Annotated in this window: 17 protein-coding genes and 1 tRNA gene; 12 read left to right on the top strand and 6 right to left on the bottom strand. The window is 33.5% G+C overall.

The window, feature by feature from the left end; translation table 11 throughout:
• Positions 1-84: 84 nt before the first annotated feature.
• From MT340_RS10115 to MT340_RS10105, 3 genes are all read right to left on the bottom strand, one after another.
• Positions 85-858 carry a DUF1828 domain-containing protein gene (locus tag MT340_RS10115; RefSeq protein WP_243589836.1) on the bottom strand — a complete coding sequence of 258 codons (774 nt, stop codon included), beginning with the start codon at positions 856-858 and terminating at the stop codon, positions 85-87.
• An 18-nt stretch (positions 859-876) separates the two neighbouring features.
• Complete coding sequence (locus tag MT340_RS12910; RefSeq protein ID WP_243589835.1) at positions 877-1,326, bottom strand: DUF6978 family protein; 450 nt, start codon at positions 1,324-1,326, stop codon at positions 877-879.
• 438 nt (positions 1,327-1,764) lie between these two features.
• Positions 1,765-1,836 (bottom strand) — tRNA-Arg (locus MT340_RS10105).
• Positions 1,837-2,003: 167 nt separating this feature from the next.
• Here MT340_RS10105 and clpP point away from each other — a divergent pair.
• Positions 2,004-2,597: an ATP-dependent Clp endopeptidase proteolytic subunit ClpP gene (gene clpP / locus MT340_RS10100; RefSeq protein WP_103299170.1), complete on the top strand. Its 594-nt coding sequence runs from the start codon at positions 2,004-2,006 to the stop codon at positions 2,595-2,597.
• Between the two features lie 55 nt (positions 2,598-2,652).
• On the opposite strand, the gene MT340_RS10095 is transcribed toward clpP, so the two are convergent.
• Together MT340_RS10095 and MT340_RS10090 are read right to left on the bottom strand one after the other, a co-directional pair.
• Positions 2,653-2,841: a hypothetical protein gene (locus tag MT340_RS10095; RefSeq protein WP_243589834.1), complete on the bottom strand. Its 189-nt coding sequence runs from the start codon at positions 2,839-2,841 to the stop codon at positions 2,653-2,655.
• 18 nt (positions 2,842-2,859) lie between these two features.
• Complete coding sequence (locus MT340_RS10090) at positions 2,860-3,759, bottom strand: TIGR01777 family oxidoreductase (protein WP_243589833.1); 900 nt, start codon at positions 3,757-3,759, stop codon at positions 2,860-2,862.
• A 710-nt stretch (positions 3,760-4,469) separates the two neighbouring features.
• On the opposite strand from MT340_RS10090, the gene MT340_RS10085 reads away from it, so the two are divergent.
• A complete protein-coding gene (locus tag MT340_RS10085; protein ID WP_243589831.1) occupies positions 4,470-5,285 on the top strand; it encodes a DUF4887 domain-containing protein in 816 nt (271 codons plus the stop codon).
• Positions 5,286-5,382: 97 nt separating this feature from the next.
• Here MT340_RS10085 and MT340_RS10080 read toward each other — a convergent pair whose 3' ends face one another.
• The gene (locus MT340_RS10080) at positions 5,383-5,601 is read right to left on the bottom strand and encodes a hypothetical protein (protein ID WP_243603836.1); all 219 of its coding nucleotides are present in this window, start codon (positions 5,599-5,601) and stop codon (positions 5,383-5,385) included.
• Between the two features lie 338 nt (positions 5,602-5,939).
• Here MT340_RS10080 and MT340_RS10075 point away from each other — a divergent pair, with 338 nt between their 5' ends.
• From MT340_RS10075 to rnr, 10 genes are all read left to right on the top strand, one after another.
• Positions 5,940-6,956: a sugar-binding transcriptional regulator gene (locus MT340_RS10075; protein ID WP_243589829.1), complete on the top strand. Its 1,017-nt coding sequence runs from the start codon at positions 5,940-5,942 to the stop codon at positions 6,954-6,956.
• A 49-nt stretch (positions 6,957-7,005) separates the two neighbouring features.
• Positions 7,006-8,010 carry a type I glyceraldehyde-3-phosphate dehydrogenase gene (gene gap / locus MT340_RS10070; RefSeq protein ID WP_243589828.1) on the top strand — a complete coding sequence of 335 codons (1,005 nt, stop codon included), beginning with the start codon at positions 7,006-7,008 and terminating at the stop codon, positions 8,008-8,010.
• 167 nt (positions 8,011-8,177) lie between these two features.
• Positions 8,178-9,368, top strand: a complete 1,191-nt coding sequence (locus MT340_RS10065; protein ID WP_243589827.1) for a phosphoglycerate kinase — start codon at positions 8,178-8,180, stop codon at positions 9,366-9,368.
• Positions 9,369-9,662: 294 nt separating this feature from the next.
• Positions 9,663-10,424: a triose-phosphate isomerase gene (gene tpiA / locus MT340_RS10060; RefSeq protein WP_243603835.1), complete on the top strand. Its 762-nt coding sequence runs from the start codon at positions 9,663-9,665 to the stop codon at positions 10,422-10,424.
• A gap of 1 nt (position 10,425) precedes the next feature.
• Positions 10,426-11,943 carry a 2,3-bisphosphoglycerate-independent phosphoglycerate mutase gene (gene gpmI, locus MT340_RS10055; RefSeq protein ID WP_243589825.1) on the top strand — a complete coding sequence of 506 codons (1,518 nt, stop codon included), beginning with the start codon at positions 10,426-10,428 and terminating at the stop codon, positions 11,941-11,943.
• Between the two features lie 156 nt (positions 11,944-12,099).
• Positions 12,100-13,404 carry a surface-displayed alpha-enolase gene (gene eno, locus MT340_RS10050; protein ID WP_243589824.1) on the top strand — a complete coding sequence of 435 codons (1,305 nt, stop codon included), beginning with the start codon at positions 12,100-12,102 and terminating at the stop codon, positions 13,402-13,404.
• Between the two features lie 293 nt (positions 13,405-13,697).
• The gene (locus MT340_RS10045) at positions 13,698-14,168 is read left to right on the top strand and encodes a hypothetical protein (protein ID WP_243589823.1); all 471 of its coding nucleotides are present in this window, start codon (positions 13,698-13,700) and stop codon (positions 14,166-14,168) included.
• Between the two features lie 67 nt (positions 14,169-14,235).
• Positions 14,236-14,469 (top strand): preprotein translocase subunit SecG, encoded by a 234-nt coding sequence (secG, locus tag MT340_RS10040; protein WP_243589822.1) that lies wholly within the window; start codon positions 14,236-14,238, stop codon positions 14,467-14,469.
• 224 nt (positions 14,470-14,693) lie between these two features.
• Positions 14,694-15,434: an alpha/beta hydrolase gene (locus MT340_RS10035; RefSeq protein WP_243589821.1), complete on the top strand. Its 741-nt coding sequence runs from the start codon at positions 14,694-14,696 to the stop codon at positions 15,432-15,434.
• Positions 15,435-15,476: 42 nt separating this feature from the next.
• Positions 15,477-17,855, top strand: coding sequence for a ribonuclease R (gene rnr, locus MT340_RS10030; RefSeq protein ID WP_243589820.1), 2,379 nt, complete (start codon positions 15,477-15,479; stop codon positions 17,853-17,855).
• Positions 17,856-17,870 lie beyond the last annotated feature (15 nt).

Genomic DNA, 17,870 nt, shown 5'->3' with positions numbered 1-17,870 from the left:
TAAAAGCATAAAAGAAACTCAAGATTAAAAATCTGATTTCCTTTTATGCTTTTTATTTATTAATCTAAACTTGTTTTTAACTTATTAGTTTAAAGCCTTTAGTATTTCTTGCTTATTAGACCATTTAAGAATTGAAACGCCTTCATAATCAGCAGCCTGTTTTACCCGAGAAGAAACACTATTTTCAATATCATTTGCAATTATAAACATTTCAGATTCTAGGTTATTTCTATTAGGTCTGTTAGGCTTTACATCTCTATAAGCAAAAGCATCAGAAGTTATTTTATTAAAGTCTAAATTGTTTGCAAAATTCAAAAGTTTTTCAGGCTTATTTTTTTTAGCAGGTAATATAAAATCTATAGTATATTTTATACCTGACTCTCCAGCTACGGCAACATTCGCTGTTCCAGTTATATCTTCATTGAATAAAAAGTCGAAAACTTCTTCATAAAATAGACTTGAAACATTTGATTTGCTTGTTAAAGTTAAATCATAAATTTTTAAAATTCCTTGAATTAAATTATGTTTAGATTGGGCAAAAGTATCGTTTTGGACGTAGGATATTATTTCATCGTCATCCAATGTCAAATTAAATTGATTCATAATTGAACTAATTAATTTTTTTCTAGTTTTAGTATTTATATCAATACCAGACATTTTTAGCTCATTTAACGTTAAGCCATCATCAGAAAGTAGTAATTCATTATTATTTAATATATCTACATATATTCTAATGTAATCATTTAAATGATTTTTAAAAGGAGTGGTGATTTCAGTAGAGCCATCAAGCTTTTTATAACTATAACGTTGTTTAAGCCAACTAAAATATTCATCCATTTTTTGCTCAATAATTTCCACTTTAATCACTCCTTTCTATTATAGTAACTTTGGGATAATTATAGCATTTTTGTGATGGATATTTGTATAATCCATAAAGAATTCTAAAGAATCCATTAACTCATCTTCCAATTCTTTATTTGACAATTTTGATAAGGGGATAGCTATTCTACCGTTATCATATTCTTCTGAAAAAATATGAAGGTGTGGTGTTGGAATTCTAGTATCATTGGGGGGATTAGAATGATCAGAACCATTTACATCAAAACGTACCATTAAACTTTTTTCAGTGGCGCTGTGAAGTAATAATGTTAGATTATCTTTATTTCTGTGGCCTTTTCTATTTACTATCAAAGTAAATTTCTCATCTTTATCTATATAATGAATTAATTTATGATTAGACTGTTGACCCACTCCTGCCAATTTTATAATTTCTTGTTCAAAATCCTTAATCATCTTTAACAAACGATTATAGCTTTCGTTTTCCATAAATTTATCTCCTTTAAAAAATTGTATTAACAGCAAATGAAACAATTAAGTATTCTATTAATAAATGATGTTAAGAACTTAGCAATATTCTTTTGTATTTAAAGTATTATTTAATTCTTTAAAAGGATACCTATTATTTGTATAAGACTGCTATGATTTTCCAAAAAATATTATCATAAAAGCTCCTTGAGTTATAGTTGATAAATTTATTATATAAAAACTTTTTAATAAGTAAGGTGTTTTGTGATTAATTATTGCTTATTGAAATTTTTACTTGATAGCTTTAGCAATGTGAGAAAGGTTTTGAAAGGAAAGACGTAAGTACTCTAAAAAGAGTCTAAAATTTAGTGTGATTTAGTACTTATTTAAAAGGGAAAATAAAATAACGACTTCATAATAACGTTCTAGTTTAAAAATCATGTTATTAAAAACTATTAGTCCCCCCGAGAGGAATCGAACCTCTATTATAAGAACCGGAATCTTATGTGCTATCCATTACACTACGGGGAGAGAATATTAAAAGCCTAATTTCTGTACTATTTGTGATTTTAAAAGTACAATCTGTATGTATGTTTATAGTAAAAAAATTAAAAAAATGCGTCAATAGTTAATTTTTGACCATATTTGACTTTTGTTGTAAAATGAGTACAACAGTTAATTACAAGGAGGAAATATAAATGAATTTAATTCCTACAGTTATTGAAACAACAAATCGTGGCGAACGTGCTTACGATATTTATTCACGTTTATTAAAAGACCGTATCATCATGTTAGGTTCAGCAATTGATGATAACGTAGCAAACTCAATTGTATCACAATTATTATTCTTACAAGCTCAAGACTCTGAAAAAGATATTTATCTATATATTAACTCTCCAGGCGGTAGCGTGACTGCTGGATTTGCGATTTATGATACTATCCAACACATCAAACCAGATGTACAAACAATTTGTATTGGTATGGCTGCTTCAATGGGTTCATTCTTATTAGCTGCTGGTGCAAAAGGTAAACGTTTCGCATTACCTAACGCTGAAGTAATGATTCACCAACCATTAGGTGGTGCTCAAGGTCAAGCAACTGAAATCGAAATCGCTGCTAACCATATCTTAAAAACACGCGAAAAATTAAACAGAATTTTAGCTGAACGCACAGGTCAAAGTATTGAAAAAATTCAAAAAGATACTGACCGTGATAACTTCTTAACAGCTGATGAAGCTAAAGAATATGGTTTAATTGATGGTGTAATGCAACCCGAAGATCAAAATAAATAAGTTGAATAAATATTTAAGAGGGAGCGCTGTACCTGGCGCTCCCTCTTTTTAAATTCTATCTCGAATTTTTTGATGATTTTAACAATAATCGTACTGATACAAGGAATAAAAGTATGCCTATGATAAGGAAAAAAATAGACATTAAAGTAATAATTATATCATTTTCAAAAGCAAATATACCATTTAAGATAAGAAAAACACTTGCAATAATAAGTAAAATATAGGTTAACTTGTTGTCATTCATGATATCAAACTCCTATGATTACTTGCTAATTAAGTCTTCAAGCGCTACCTTCAGGTTAGGATATTTGAAATCAAAATCTAACGCATCAAGTTTATTAGGTAGAACTTTTTGCGTGTCTAATACAACTGTAGACATTTGTCCTAAAGCTGCTCTCATTATACAGCCTGGAACCCATGTTTCATGTGGTCGATGCATAACGCGACCAAGTGTATAGCCGAATAAGTTTTGTCGCTCAGGCATTGGTGCTGCCATATTAAAAGGTCCTTTAGCAGTTGGTTCATTGATCGTGAATAAAATAGCGCGAACTAAATCATCAATATGAATCCATGAATACCATTGACGACCAGAACCTAATTTACCCCCTACATAGAATTTATACGGCAATTTCATCATTGGTAGAGAGCCACCCTCGTCAGATAGAATCATACTAAATCTACCTAACACAACACGAGTGCCAAACTCTTCAAATTGTTTAGCAATACGTTCCCATTGATACACTACATCTGATAAGAAATCGAATGGAAGCGTGTGATATTGCTCAGTATATGTGTGATGTAAGCTTGGTGGATAATACCCCATAGCACTCGCATTAAATAGCACTTCAGGTTTTTTCGAGCGATTTTTAAATAAATCAACTAAAGCTTGTGTAGATTGGATACGACTTGTCATGATCGTTTGTTTGTAAGATTCAGTCCAGCGTTTATTTAACGATGCACCTGCAAGATTAATTACCACATCGATGGCCGGAACCTGTTCTTCCCAACCGTTTTTAGACCAATTTATATATGAAATTTTAGGTTCGTCACTTTCTTTATCACTACGCGTTAAAATAGTAATATGTGCATCTTGCTTTTTAATTTCTTCAACTAAGTGGCTACCTACCATTCCAGTGCCACCGGTAATAAGATATTGTTTCATGTTCACACCTCTTTTGAATAAGTAATTTTCCATACTTTTTAAATCAAATGATTCATTATTGTGTTCAAATAATGTCCAATGATTAGTCATTAATATGTCATTTCTTAAGCTGTAAACTGGATTTTTTCTTGAAAATAAAAGTTATAATAAAGAAGAACCTTCGCAAATAGTATTTTCAATTAATATTAGTATACCCATAATTAGCGAAGGGCAATATTGACTCCCTTTAGTAATGACCCATACGATTATCGTGTGGGTTTATTATAGTTCTATTATAGTATTAATAAAAAAATTTTAAGAATAATATGATTAAAGGAATAAAAATAATAGATAATAATAAAAAATCAAAAGACGATGTTTTAACTTCGTCATAGTGGTCATTGTTTAACATCATTGATTTTAGTTTAGACTTAGGCGTAGTTCTACTATCAAAGATTTCTTTTGAGAAGTTTTCATGCATTCTGATCACGCTTTCGACTTTAGAATTTGATTACTTGTTTAAATTTAGTGTTTGTAAGTACTTATGATGTTATCATATATAAGAGATTATATATGATATTTATACAACAGCCTAATCCTTTTAATATGAATTTTTGGATAATTGCTGTAAAATTATATGCTACATTCATAGAATTATAAAATAATGTCTAAATGTGGAAATTATATAACTAGGGAAATAAAATTAAGTTGATGGAGGCAGACAATTTAAAATGAGTGGTATTTCAAAAATTATCAGTACAATTGTCATTTTACTTTTACTCATAGGATTAGCATTTGCTATTTTTTCATTTGTAGATCATTCAAAACGTGGAAATGAACGTTTAAGTGATCAAACTACAGAAAAGAATAAAGATAGCGATAAAAAAGATGATAAGAAAGATGATAAGAAAGATGAAAAAGATAAAGATAGTGACAAAAAAGATAAATCTAAAGATAAGCCAGTTAGCGAAAACAAAACTCAGTCAAAAGAGAATAATTCAGCACAAAACACCAAACAATATAATGCAGATGTTGTTGATCAAGGCAATGTAGGAACTCAACAAGCACCTAAAACACAAGAAACACAACAAGCTACACCTTCTTCACAACAAAAGACACAACAAACGCCACGTACTAAGGAATCAACGGGTGACGCTAATACTAAACAACAAAAATCAACTCAGAACTCTACACAAAATAAACAAACAGCTACTCAAGAACAACCAACACAAGAACGAGAGGATAACGAAAATAACTCTTCTCAAACTAATAATGCACATTCTGGTTCAGCCTCAAATAATAATAGTAATAACAACAATAATAATGCAGCAAGTAATCAGTCATCTCCTAGAACAAATCAAATACCAAGTGCTAATAGAACACAACAAGCGAATACTCAAGAAGCTTCAACTCAACAAAGATCTACTCAACAATCATCAACTCAACAAAGATCAGCTCAACAGTCAGTACAACGTAGTACTACACAATCTCAAAATCAAAATCAAAGTCAACAGTCACAGTCATCAAATGGAAATGATAAAAATTAAGTGATTTAAAGAAACGCCCTTCAATGTAAAAAGTTGAAGGGCGTTATTGTATGAGAAGTTAATATTGATAAAAAATAGCATGTATATACATTTCTAACTAGAACATCCAATTAAGTAAAAAAGTTAATAAGATTGAAAGAATTACAGAAATAAAAATTGAAGAAAGGCAACCAAAAGGACAACCACAACCATATCGATAATGAATAGATGAAAAGTTTTCGTCCTCGTCTTTTTCATTTCTAAAATAGTTATCATCTTTATATCTACGATCAGATGGGTCAATAACCTCAACCTTATCTCGTTCTTCATGACTCATGTTTAGCCCCCCTCCTTATATATTTATCTTATTTTAAATTAAAAATATTGCAAAAATAAAATATTAACAATTCGAATAAAAAATTAAAACGAAGGGTAATATTTTAAAATAAGAAGATTTTAACACTTATATGTGAACAAATAATGTATCAATTATACTCTAAGAGGATAATTTTACAGATAATTTAAAATATTAGAGTTTTTCTCTTGCATTTTTATTACCACAATAGTACTATTGCAAGTGTAAAAGGTTAGATTTTGTCCCGGGTGGGACGTAAAAAGTCAAACCGGTTTTTTATGCTATTGTTTACCTTTGATAAATAAAGGAGGAAGGTAGTAGTGAAAGACTTGATTAAAATTCAACAAAAGCTGATACCTGATTTAATAGATAAAATGTATCGACGCTTTTCTATCTTAACTACTATCTCGAATAATCAGCCAGTAGGTAGACGAAGTTTAAGCGAGCATATGGATATTACAGAGCGTGTTTTAAGATCTGAAACAGATATGCTAAAAAAGCAAGATCTTATTCAAGTTAAATCAACAGGTATGGAGATTACAGCTGAAGGGACTGAAGTTCTAAATCAGCTAAATGATTACTTCAATGTGTATAGCGACGATAATCAATTAGCTACACAAATTAAAGAGAGATATAACATTAAAGAAGTTCATGTTATACCTGGTGATGCTGATAATCATGAGAATGTAAAAGCTGAAATGGGACGACAAGCTGGACAATTATTAGAAAGCATATTATATGAAGATGCGATTGTATCAGTAACAGGTGGGTCTACAATGGCTAATGTAAGTCAAGCGATGCACTTATTACCGTTTAACGTTTTCTTTGTCCCAGCTAGAGGTGGCCTTGGTGAAAATGTTGTTTATCAAGCAAATACAATTTCAGCGAGTATGGCTCAACAAACTGGTGGTTATTACACAACATTGTATGTACCCGATAATGTGAGCGAATCAACATATAATACATTATTGATGGAACCTTCTGTAGTACATACATTAGATAAAATTAAACAAGCAAATATTACAATTCACGGTATTGGTGATGCGCTGAAAATGGCGCATCGTAGACAATCGTCTGATGAGGTGATTGAAAGCCTTCAACATCACCAAGCCGTAGCTGAAGCTTTCGGTTACTATTTTGACGCTCAAGGAAAGGTTGTTCATAAAGTTAAAACAATCGGATTACAACTTGAGGATTTAGAAACGAAAGAATTTATATTTGCTGTTGCCGGAGGTCAATCTAAAGGTGAAGCCATTAAAGCTTACTTAAGTATTGCTCCTAAAAATACAGTATTAATTACTGATGAAGCAGCAGCAAAAGTAATATTAAATAAGTAATAAAAAGTTAATAACTTTTTAAATATCATTTTTAAAGGAGGCCATTATAATGGCAGTAAAAGTAGCAATCAATGGTTTTGGTAGAATTGGTCGTTTAGCATTCAGAAGAATTCAAGATGTTGAAGGAATTGAAGTAGTAGCAGTAAACGACTTAACTGATGACGAAATGTTAGCTCATTTATTAAAATATGACACTATGCAAGGTCGCTTCACTAGTGAAGTCGAAGTTATTGATGGTGGTTTCCGTGTAAATGGTAAAGAAGTCAAATCTTACGAAGAACCAGATGCAAGCAAATTACCTTGGGGCGATTTAGATATCGACGTAGTGTTAGAATGTACTGGTTTCTATACTGATAAAGAAAAAGCAGAAGCTCATATCAATGCAGGAGCTAAAAAAGTATTAATTTCTGCACCAGCAAAAGGTGATGTTAAAACAATCGTATTTAACACTAACCACAAAGACTTAGATGGTTCTGAAACAGTAGTTTCAGGTGCTTCATGTACTACTAACTCATTAGCACCGGTTGCTAAAGTATTAAGCGATGAATTTGGTATCGTTGAAGGTTTAATGACAACTATCCACGCTTACACTGGTGACCAAATGACTCAAGACGGTCCTCACAGAAAAGGTGACAAACGTCGTGCTCGTGCAGCAGCTCAAAACATCGTACCTAACTCAACAGGTGCAGCTAAAGCTATCGGTAAAGTAATCCCTGAAATCGATGGTAAATTAGACGGTGGTGCACAACGTGTACCTGTAGCAACTGGTTCATTAACTGAAGTAACAGTTGTATTAGAAAAAGACGTTACAGTTGAAGACGTTAACAATGCAATGAAAAACGCTTCAAACGAATCATTCGGTTACACTGAAGACGAAATTGTTTCTTCAGATGTAGTTGGTATGACTTACGGTTCATTATTCGATGCTACACAAACTCGTGTAATGTCAGTTGGTGATCGTCAATTAGTTAAAGTTGCAGCTTGGTATGACAATGAAATGTCTTACACTGCTCAATTAGTACGTACTTTAGAATATTTAGCAGAATTATCTTAATCATTTAGAAGCCTAGTTAAATGAAACTTGTGCTCAGTACAACTGTCTTTTTATTCAATACACTTGTACAAATTATAGAAATAAGTTAGCTTATGAGTAAGCGGGGAGCACTAACGCTTCTCCGCTTATTTTTATATCAATAATTCCTATTAGAGGAGGAAATTATAATGGCAAAAAAAATTGTTTCTGATTTAGATTTAAAAGGAAAAGTTGTTCTTGAACGTGCTGATTTCAATGTACCTTTAAAAGAGGGTAACATCACTAACGATAACCGTATTGTTCAAGCTTTACCAACAATTAAGTACATCATCGAACAAGGTGGTAAATTAGTATTATTTTCTCACTTAGGAAAAGTAAAACAAGAAAGTGACAAAGAAGGTTTAACTTTAAAACCTGTTGCTGATGCATTATCTGAAAAATTAGGTAAAGAGGTTACTTTCGTACCTGAAACTCGTGGTGAAAAATTAGAATCTGCTATCAAAAACTTAAATGAAGGCGATGTATTATTAGTTGAAAATACTCGTTTTGAAGATTTAGATGGTAAAAAAGAATCTAAAAATGACCCTGAACTAGGTAAATACTGGGCTTCACTAGGCGATGTATTTGTAAATGATGCATTCGGTACAGCTCATCGTGAACACGCATCAAATGTAGGCATTTCTACGCATTTAGAAACTGCTGCTGGATACTTAATGGAAAAAGAAATTAAATTTATTGGTGGCGTAGTTAATGATCCGCATAAACCAGTAATTGCTATTTTAGGTGGTGCTAAAGTCTCTGATAAAATTGGCGTAATTAAAAACTTAGTAAATATCGCTGATAAAATTCTTATCGGTGGTGGTATGGCGTATACTTTCTTAAAAGCACAAGGTAAAGAAATCGGTTTATCTTTATTAGAAGAAGATAAAATAGATTTTGCTAAAGAGTTATTAGAAAATAACGGCGAGCAAATCGTATTACCTGTAGACGCAAAAGTAGCTAAAGAATTTTCTAACGATGCTGAAATTACTGAAGTATCAACTGATGACATTCCTGCCGATCAAGAAGCACTAGATGTTGGACCTAAAACAGTTGAATTATTCGCTAAAGAATTAGAAGGTGCACATACAGTAGTATGGAATGGACCAATGGGTGTATTCGAATTCAGTAACTTTGCTCAAGGTACAATCGGCGTATGTAAAGCTATCGCTAACTTAAAAGATGCTACTACTATTATTGGTGGTGGGGATTCAGCAGCTGCTGCAATCTCATTAGGCTTTGAAGATGACTTCACTCACATCTCTACAGGTGGCGGTGCGTCATTAGAATACCTTGAAGGTAAAGAATTACCTGGTATTAAAGCGATTAATAATAAATAATTAACTTTTGAAAATGACTAACGTTTTTGTATTCATTTTCAAGGGAAAAGTATTAAAGCTAAAATGTTTAGTTTTAGTATTGTCGCTAAACTAATTTGAAGTATAAAGGCTGTCAGGAAACCCTTGTCAATCGAGGGAACGAAATGCGTAGTGATAGGTGTTTACTACGAGTAAATGAGCATCATTATACATGAGGTAACAAAGAATGAAAGGGTTTGTCTACAGTCTGGAAGCTAAGATGTTTAGCTTTATTAAATATTCAAAAAATACATTTTATATATAGGAGTGTAATCAATGAGAAAACCAATCATAGCTGGTAACTGGAAAATGAATAAAACAGTTCAAGAAGCTAAAGACTTTGTAAATAATCTACCTGCATTACCTGATGAAAAAGAAGTTGAATCAGTCATTTGCGCACCAACAATTCAATTAGATGCATTAATTTCTCTAGTGAACGATGGTAAAGCAAAAGGATTAAAAATTGGTGCTCAAAACACTTATTTTGAAGATAATGGTGCATACACAGGAGAAACTTCTCCAGTAGCATTAGCTGACTTAGGTGTTAAATATGTTGTCATTGGACACTCAGAACGTCGTGAGTTATTCCACGAAACTGATGAAGATGTTAACAAAAAAGCACACGCTGTTTTCAATCACGGTATGACACCAATTATTTGTGTTGGTGAAACTGATGAAGAACGTGAAAATGGTAAAGCGAATGACATCGTTAGCAACCAAGTTAAAAAAGCTGTAGAAAGTTTATCTGATGATCAACTTAAAGAAGTTGTTATCGCTTATGAACCAATCTGGGCTATCGGTACTGGTAAATCAGCTACATCTGAAGATGCTAACGAAATGTGTGCACAAGTACGTAAAACAGTTGCAGAAGTTGCTAGCCAAGACGTTGCAGATGCAACACGTATTCAATACGGTGGTAGTGTGAAACCTAACAACGTTAAAGAATACATGGCTCAATCTGACATTGATGGTGCATTAGTTGGTGGCGCATCATTAAAAGTTGAAGATTTTGTACAATTGTTAGAAGGTGCTAAATAATATGGCTAAACAACCAACAGCATTAATCATTTTAGATGGTTTTGCTAACCGAGAAAGCGAACATGGTAACGCTGTAAAACAAGCGCATAAACCTAACTTTGATCGCTATTACAGCAAATACCCAACAACTCAAATTGAAGCAAGTGGTTTAGACGTAGGTCTACCTGAAGGCCAAATGGGTAACTCTGAAGTTGGTCACATGAACATTGGTGCAGGACGTATTGTTTACCAAAGTTTAACTCGTATTAACAAATCAATTGAAGATGGCGAGTTTTATGAAAATGAAGTACTAAGCAAAGCTGCACAACATGTTAAAGACAATGATTCTGCATTACACGTATTTGGTTTATTATCAGACGGTGGTGTGCACAGTCACTACAAACATCTATTTGCATTATTAGAACTAGCTAAACAAAAAGGGTTAGATAAAGTTTATGTACATGCATTCTTAGATGGTCGTGACGTTGATCAAAAATCAGCGCTTAAATATATCGAAGAAACTGAAGCAAAATTTAAAGAATTAGGCTTAGGTCAATTCGCTTCAATCTCAGGTCGTTATTATGCAATGGACCGCGACAAACGTTGGGACCGTGAAGAAAAAGCATACAATGCTATTCGTAATTTCGAAGGACCATCTTATGCTTCAGCTAAAGAAGGTGTGGAAGCAAACTACACTAATGATTTAACAGATGAATTTGTGGAACCATTTATCGTTGAAGGTCAAAATAATGGCGTTAATGATGGAGATGCAGTTATCTTCTTTAACTTTCGTCCTGATAGAGCAGCACAATTATCAGAAGTATTTACTAATAAAGCATTTGATGGCTTTAAAGTAGAACAAGTGAAAGACTTATTCTATGCTACATTCACTAAATACAATGATAATGTGGATGCTGAAGTTGTCTTTGAAAAAGTGGACTTAACTAACACAATAGGTGAAGTTGCTCAAAATAATAACTTAACACAATTACGTATCGCAGAAACTGAAAAATATCCTCATGTTACTTATTTCATGAGTGGCGGACGTAATGAAGAATTCGAAGGTGAACGTCGTCGTTTAATAGATTCACCAAAAGTAGCAACGTATGACTTAAAACCAGAAATGAGTGCATATGAAGTTAAAGATGCATTACTTGAAGAGTTAGATAAAGGCGATTTAGATTTAATTATCTTAAACTTTGCTAACCCTGACATGGTTGGTCATAGTGGTATGTTAGAACCAACAATTAAAGCAATTGAAGCGGTAGACGAATGTTTAGGTGAAGTCGTTGACAAAATCTTAGACATGGATGGCTATGCAATTATCACAGCTGACCATGGTAACTCTGACCAAGTGTTAACTGATGATGATCAACCAATGACTACACATACTACTAATCCAGTACCAGTTATTGTTACGAAAGAAGGCGTTACATTACGTGAAACTGGACGTCTAGGCGATTTAGCACCAACATTACTTGACTTATTAAATGTTGAGCAACCATCAGACATGACTGGAGAGTCATTAATAAAACACTAATCTCACTAACAACAGTGAATGAGAAATTTTCAATATAGGTAGAGGTAGTTCAAGTCTTCTATATTGAGCTGTTTTTAAAATAGTACAAATATTTTATTAAATTTCAAAATAAAGCTATAATAATTATAGAATCTAAATTAAAAGGAGATTTTTAACATGCCAATTATTACAGATGTTTATGCTCGCGAAGTCTTAGACTCACGTGGTAACCCAACAGTTGAAGTTGAAGTTTTAACTGAAAGCGGTGCTTTTGGCCGTGCATTAGTACCATCAGGAGCTTCTACAGGTGAACACGAAGCAGTAGAATTACGTGATGGAGACAAATCTCGTTACAGTGGTAAAGGTGTAACTAAAGCCGTTGAAAATGTTAACGAAATTATTGCACCAGAAATCGTTGAAGGTGAATTCTCAGTATTAGATCAAGTATCTATCGATAAAATGATGATTCAATTAGACGGTACATCTAACAAAGGTAAATTAGGCGCAAACGCTATTTTAGGTGTGTCTATCGCAGTTGCACGTGCAGCAGCAGACTTATTAGGTCAACCTTTATACAAATACTTAGGTGGATTCAACGGTAAACAATTACCAGTTCCAATGATGAACATCGTTAATGGTGGTTCTCACTCAGACGCACCAATCGCATTCCAAGAATTCATGATCTTACCAACAGGTGCAGAATCATTCAAAGAAGCATTACGTTGGGGTGCTGAAATCTTCCATAACTTAAAATCAATCTTAAGCGAACGTGGTTTAGAAACTGCAGTAGGTGACGAAGGTGGTTTCGCTCCTAAATTCGAAGGTACTGAAGATGCTGTAGAAACAATTATCAAAGCCATCGAAAAAGCAGGTTACAAACCAGGCGAAGACGTATTCTTAGGATTTGACTGTGCATCATCAGAATTCTACGAAAACGGTGTATATGACTACACTAAATTCGAAGGTGAACATGGTGCGAAACGTAGCGCAGCTGAACAAGTTGACTACTTAGAAGAATTAATTGGTAAATACCCAATCATCACTATCGAGGACGGTATGGATGAAAACGACTGGGACGGTTGGAAACAATTAACTGACCGCATCGGTGACAAAGTTCAATTAGTAGGTGACGATTTATTCGTAACAAACACTGAAATCCTTTCTAAAGGTATTGAACAAGGTATCGGTAACTCAATCTTAATCAAAGTTAACCAAATCGGTACTTTAACTGAAACATTCGATGCAATCGAAATGGCTCAAAAAGCTGGTTACACTGCAGTAGTATCTCACCGTTCAGGTGAAACTGAAGATACAACAATCGCAGACATCGCCGTAGCTACAAACGCTGGCCAAATCAAAACAGGTTCATTATCAAGAACTGACCGTATCGCTAAATACAATCAATTATTACGTATCGAAGACGAATTATACGAAACTGCTAAATTTGATGGCATTAAATCTTTCTACAATTTAGATAAATAAGATAACGTTGATTAAACTTCAGTTTTCAAAAGAATAGAGTTCACGCAAATTAATATCGCCTGTCACAGAGTTGAGACTGTGGCAGGCTTTTTGGTTTTATTTTGGGAAATGGAGACCTTATATCCCACATCCCCTGATTTTCAGAAAGAGTAAACACCACACGATGAAGATACCGACACCTCATATTGAATAAGACATCCATGTGAACAAACTACCTCCACTACATCCCAATATTTAACTTACCTAAGCAAACTGATATAATAGGCATGTATTGAAAAGAAGGAGAATGAAACATGGAGAATCAATCCCCACAGTCTAGTAAACGAGAACGTAATGCGGGTAAATTAATCGCCTATAGTTCTTTAATATTTAGTATATTATTAATCATTCATAACTTTATTGCCTTAGATACACAAACGGCTAAGGAGTTGTTAACACAAGCAGGGCAAAAGACCAATGACAGCACTATCGCAAATATCTTAAACAGCTTTAGATATACAGGAATTATGTATATTTTAGCTTATTTAGCGGGCGTAATTGCTTTATGGAATCGTCATAAATATTTATGGTGGTTTATGTTTGCGGTATTTGTATCTAACGTATTATTTACGCTCGTAAACTTAGCAATGGTCATCAATGCGATTATTGCTGCGAAATCGGCTTTATTTATTGCGCCTATATTAATTGTCATTATAGGTTCAAGTATTTTAGCACTATACATGTTAGTGATTTCAATCATGCGTAAGAGTACGTTCGATCGTTAGACATTGATAAGCAAGTATTGAGTATGATATAATTCTGAACGTATATAATGAACGGAGGACAATTTTCATGCATACACTTTTTATAGTACTATTAATAATCGATTGTATTGCATTAATCACTGTTGTATTACTCCAAGAAGGTAAAAGTAATGGCCTTTCAGGTGCTATTAGTGGTGGCGCAGAACAGTTATTCGGTAAACAAAAACAACGTGGCGTCGATTTATTCTTGCATAGATTAACAATTATTTTAGCAGTCATTTTCTTCTTATTAATGATTTGCATAAGTTATTTAGGTTTATAAGGTCCGACGATATAAATGTCGGGCTTTTTTATTTATAATTAAGTCATGATAACGTCGTATAAACAAAGTAATGGTTAAAAAACCGTACAACATGTATAATTTCAGTGGAATACGGGAATATTATATACTGTTTATAAATATAATTGTCTTTAAAATAAGAAGACATAACTACAGGGAATATTTAATAAAATAACATAGATAATAAGATGGAGAGGGATTATTCAATGCAAATTAAATTACCACAACCTTTCTTTTTTGAAGAAGGTAAACGTGCTGTCTTACTATTACATGGGTTTACAGGTAACTCATCAGACGTAAGACAATTAGGACGTTTCTTACAGAAAAAAGGGTATACATCATACGCCCCACAATATGAAGGACATGCTGCACCGCCAGAAGAAATTTTAAAATCTAGTCCTCATGTATGGTTTAAAGATGTACTTGATGGTTATGACTACTTAGTTAATCAAGGATATGAAGAAATTGCAGTGGCAGGGTTATCATTAGGTGGTGTATTTGCATTAAAATTAAGCTTAAACCGACCTGTTAAAGGTATTATAACAATGTGTGCGCCCGCTGAAGTGAAAACAGAAGGCTCTATTTATGAAGGCTTCTTAGAGTATGCACGTAATTTCAAGAAATATGAAGGTAAGGATCAAGCGACGATTGATAAAGAAATGGCAGATTTCCATCCTACTGAAACCTTAAAAGAATTAAGTGAAACACTAGGTAATGTTAGAAATGAAATCGATGAAGTGTTAGATCCTATCTTAGTCGTTCAAGCTGAAAAAGACCAAATGATTGATCCTCAATCAGCTAATTATATATATAATAATGTTGATTCAGATGAGAAACACATTAAATGGTATGCAAATTCAGGTCATGTCATTACAATTGATAAAGAAAAAGAACAAGTATTCGAAGACGTCTATGATTTCTTAGAATCGTTAGATTGGTCTGAATAATAAAATAAATAATAAGAAATGAAAGAAGAAAGGAGGGGCATGATGAATTTAAAGCAATCCATTGAAGAAATTGTAAAACAGCCAGATTATGAACCGATGTCGGTGTCTGATTTTCAAGATGCTTTAGGTCTTAATAGTGCCGACTCATTTAGAGATTTAATAAAGGTGCTAGTAGAACTCGAACAGGCAGGTTTAGTAGAGAGAACTAAAACTGATAGATATCAACGTAAGCAATCTAAAAAAGCAACAAGTTCCAAATTAATTAAAGGGACATTAAGCCAAAATAAAAAAGGCTTCGCTTTCTTGCGTCCAGAGGATGAAGATATGGAAGATATTTTTATTCCCCCTACAAAAATCAACCGTGCTTTAGATGGTGATACAGTTATAGTTGAAATTCAAAGATCTAAAGGTGAACACAAAGGTAAAATTGAAGGGGAAGTTAAATCCATTGAGAAACACTCAGTGACACAAGTAGTAGGAACTTATAGTGAGGCTAAACACTTTGGCTTTGTTATTCCAGATGACAAGCGTATAATGCAAGATATTTTCATTCCTAAAGGGCAGAGTTTAGGTGCTGTAGATGGTCATAAGGTCCTTGTCCAAATTACTAAGTATGCAGATGGTACGGATAATCCAGAAGGCCACGTGTCTGCAATATTAGGTCATAAAAATGATCCAGGCGTAGATATATTATCTATTATTTACCAACATGGCATTGAAATTGAATTTCCTGATAATGTCTTGAAAGAAGCGGAAGGCGTACCCGAAGAAATCAAGCCTGAGGAAATTAAAGGACGTACTGATCTACGCGACGAATTAACGATTACGATTGATGGCGCAGATGCGAAAGACTTGGATGACGCTATCAGTGTGAAAAAATTATCGAACGGTCACACTGAGTTAACAGTAAGTATCGCTGATGTAAGTTATTATGTTAAAGAAGATTCAGCTTTAGACAAAGAAGCATATGATAGAGCGACAAGTGTTTATTTAGTAGACCGTGTTATTCCAATGATTCCACATCGTTTAAGTAATGGTATTTGTTCATTAAATCCAGAAGTAGACCGTTTAACATTAAGTTGTCGAATGGAAATTAATGAACGTGGTGAAGTAGTAAATCATGAAATCTTCGACAGTGTAATTCATTCTAATTATAGAATGACATACGATGCGGTTAATCAAATCATTACTGATAAAAATCCAGAGATTCGTAAGCAATATCAAGAAATTACGCCTATGCTTGATTTGGCTCAGGAGTTATCAAATCGTTTAATTCAAATGCGTAAACGTCGTGGTGAAATAGACTTCGATATTAGTGAAGCGAAAGTAATAGTCAATAATGAAGGCTTGCCAACTGATGTTGTATTACGGGAACGTGGTGAAGGTGAACGTCTAATCGAGTCATTCATGTTAGCTGCCAATGAAACAGTGGCAGAGCATTTTAATAGATTAGAGGTACCTTTCATTTATCGTGTGCACGAACAACCGAAATCAGATCGTTTACGCCAATTCTTCGACTTCATTACAAACTTTGGCATTATGGTTAAAGGTACTGGAGAAGATATCCATCCTTCAACATTACAATCTATTCAAGAAGAGGTTGAAGGCCGTTCAGAACAAATGGTTATCTCTACAATGATGCTACGTTCAATGCAACAAGCACATTATGATGATACTAACTTAGGTCACTTTGGTTTATCAGCAGAATATTATACGCACTTTACGTCTCCAATTCGACGTTATCCTGACTTAACTGTGCATCGCTTAATTCGAAAATATCTCATCGATAAATCAATGAATAATAAAGAGTTGCACAAATGGGAAGATAAATTGCCTGAATTAGCAGAGCATACGTCACAACGTGAACGTCGTGCTATCGAAGCAGAGCGTGATACAGATGAATTGAAAAAAGCTGAATATATGATTCAACATATCGGCGATGAATTTGAAGGTATCGTAAGTTCAGTAGCAAACTTCGGTATGTTTATTGAATTACCTAACACGATTGAAGGTATGGTTCATATTTCTAATATGACAGATGATTATTATAACTTTGATGAACGCCAAATGGCTTTAATTGGTGAACGCCAAGCTAAAGTATTCCGTATTGGTGATGAAGTTAAGGTTAAAGTAACGCATGTTGATGTCGATGAACGAATGATTGACTTCCAAATTGTCGGTATGCCTTTACCTAAAAATGATAGAAGCCAACGTCCAGCAAGAGGTAAAACTATTCAAGCTAAAACACGTGGCAAATCTTTAGATAAATCTAAAGATGATAGTAATAAAGGTAAAAAGAAAAAACGTAAACAACGTAAAGGTAAAAACCAACGTAACCGTGATAAACAAGGCAAGACCAATCACAAACCGTTTTATAAAGATAAAAGTGTGAAGAAGAAATCACGCCGTAAGAAAAAATAATCAGCAAAGAGGTGA

The sequence above is a fragment of the Staphylococcus sp. NRL 16/872 genome, assembly GCF_022815905.2.
Classification (GTDB): domain Bacteria; phylum Bacillota; class Bacilli; order Staphylococcales; family Staphylococcaceae; genus Staphylococcus.
The sequence above is the reverse complement of the archived record's forward strand: the minus strand, read 5'-3'. Positions and strand labels throughout refer to the sequence as shown.